Consider the following 1,619-nt stretch of genomic DNA (forward strand, 5'->3'; position numbering starts at 1 on the left):
CCGGTGCCTTGCGCCGTACCGTTGCCATCGCTCAGATCCCAGTTGATCTGCACACTGGCTGGCGGCAGGTCGTTGGTGTTGCTGTACGTCAGTTGTTGCGCAATCGCGTTTACATCCGCGGTGGTCGCCACGGCAGTAGCGGGACTGGTGAAGGTAATGGTCAGCTCACCCGCCACGCTGGTATCAAAGCTGGCGATGATATCGCCGCCCTTGACCAAGTTACCGCCACTGAGGCTGATGCCGCTGCCGGTGGTAAAGCCAAATACGTCGTCGGGGTTAACCGCACTATTGCGTGCCAGCGTCAAACTAGCGCCGGTGTAGTCACCGGCGCCGCCATTAAGGCTATCTAATTCGGCGTCTGTGATCGTGACTGTACTATCCAGCACAACCGCTGCCTGATCTTCAATGTAGGTCGGTGTGGCATCCACACCGGTCAGTGTCGGGTTCTCATTCACCGAGGTAATGCTCACCGTCATGGAACCGCTGGCGCTTAAAGCACCGCCGGTGCCTTGCGCCGTGCCATTACCATCGTTCAAGTCCCAGTTGATCTGCACGCTCGCCGGTGGCAGATCATTAGTGTTGTTGTACGTCAGCTGCTGCGCAATCGCATTCACATCCGCGGTGGTCGCCACGGCAGTAGCGGGACTGGTGAAGGTAATGGTCAGCTCGCCCGCCACACTGGTGTCAAAGCTGGCGATGATATCGCCGCCCTTAAGCAGATTGCCGCCACTGAGGCTGATGCCGCTGCCGGTAGTGAAGCCAAACACGTCGTCCGGATTCGCCGCCAGGTTACGGGCCAGGGTCAGGCTCGCGCCAGTGTAGTCACCCGCGCCGCCGTTCAGTGCATCCAGTTCAACATCCGCAATAGTGACCGTGCTATCCAACACAATCGCAGACTGGTCCTCAATAAAGGTTGGTGTCGCATCCACACCAGCCAGTGTCGGACTCTCGTTGACCGAAGTAATGCTCACCGTCATGGAACCGCTGGCACCCAGTGCACCGCCGGTGCCTTGCGCCGTGCCATTACCATCGCTCAGATCCCAATTGATCTGCACACTGGCTGGCGGCAAGTCGTTGGTGTTGCTGTACGTCAGTTGTTGGGCTATCGCGTTCACATCCGCAGTAGTCGCGACTGCAGTAGCGGGGCTGGTGAAGGTAATGGTCAGCTCACCCGCCACACTGGTGTCAAAGCTGGCGATGATATCGCCGCCCTTAAGCAGATTGCCGCCACTGAGGCTGATGCCGCTGCCGGTAGTGAAGCCAAACACGTCGTCGGGATTCGCCGCCAGGTTACGGGCCAGTGTCAGGCTCGCGCCAGTGTAGTCACCCGCGCCGCCGTTAAGGGCATCCAGTTCAACATCCGCAATAGTGACCGTGCTATCCAACACAATCGCAGACTGGTCCTCAATAAAGGTTGGTGTAGCATCCACACCAGCCAGTGTCGGACTCTCGTTGACCGAAGTAATGCTCACCGTCATGGAACCGCTGGCACCCAGTGCGCCACCGGTGCCTTGCGCCGTACCGTTGCCATCGCTCAGATCCCAGTTGATCTGCACACTGGCTGGCGGCAGGTCGTTGGTGTTGCTGTACGTCAGTTGTTGCGCAATCGCGTTCACATC

Annotated in this window: 1 protein-coding gene; it reads right to left on the bottom strand. The window is 58.9% G+C overall.

Features of this window, described 5'->3' with window-relative positions:
* Window positions 1–1,619, bottom strand: a 1,619-nt coding sequence (locus tag EYC98_RS21650; protein WP_279247500.1) for a beta strand repeat-containing protein, incomplete at both ends; no start/stop codon positions are given.

Origin of the sequence: Candidatus Litorirhabdus singularis, from assembly GCF_026262625.1 — a bacterium.
GTDB lineage: Bacteria > Pseudomonadota > Gammaproteobacteria > Pseudomonadales > Halieaceae > Litorirhabdus > Litorirhabdus singularis.